The sequence below is a fragment of the Candidatus Symbiothrix dinenymphae genome (genome assembly GCF_001431085.1).
In genome coordinates, this window is sequence record NZ_BBRU01000143.1 from 1 (window position 1) to 775 (window position 775).

General features: G+C 49.2%; 1 protein-coding gene. It reads right to left on the reverse strand.

The genetic code is table 11. From position 1 onward, the window contains the following. On the reverse strand, window positions 1-775 hold a 775-nt coding region (locus ASC50_RS02200), incomplete at both ends, for a TonB-dependent receptor plug domain-containing protein (RefSeq protein ID WP_158648296.1).

Sequence of the window (775 nt, forward strand, 5' to 3'; positions counted from 1 at the left end):
GCTGGATGCAAAGCGGCATCTTGCCAGTTTGTTCCTTTGCCCAAAGCATCCAACTGCGCATCAGTCCATCCGTAATATTCCCCTTTATCAAACTCCGTAACCTGATAAATTTCCTTGTTCAATCGCGCCCAGTCGCTTGCCCCCAGCAGGTCTAACTTTTTAGCGGCTTGCTGCACACCGATAGAATACTGATACTCAATGTTGTTTTTCCCTTTTTTACCACTTTTGGTAGTAATAATGATAACTCCATTGGCACCCCGCGACCCGTAAATTGCGGTAGCCGACACGTCTTTCAGGACATCCACCGACTCAATATCACTCGGATTTATACTCGCCAAAGGGTCGATGCGACCACCTACGCGGGTAACACCTGTGCCCGAAGCGGACGACGTGGCTCCGTTGTCGTCATACACAATCACGCCGTCTATCACATAAAGCGGCTCATTGGCAGCCGTTACGGAGTTGGCACCGCGAATACGGATATTGAATCCGGCACCCGGCTGTCCGGAAGTTTGGGTCACGTTCAAGCCGGAAACAGCACCGCCCAACAAACTTTCAAACGAAGTAGAAATTTGCGACAAGGCTTGTTTATTGACTGTTGCTACGGAACCCGTCAACTCTTTCCGCTTTTGTGTGCCATAGCCCACCACAACCACTTCGCTCAAGAAGTTGCGGTCTTCATGGAGATACACTGTCAGCGGCTCAGTGTATTCATACACATCCACCTCAAGAGTCTTATAGCCAATGTAGCTAATTGATAATGAGACAGATACAC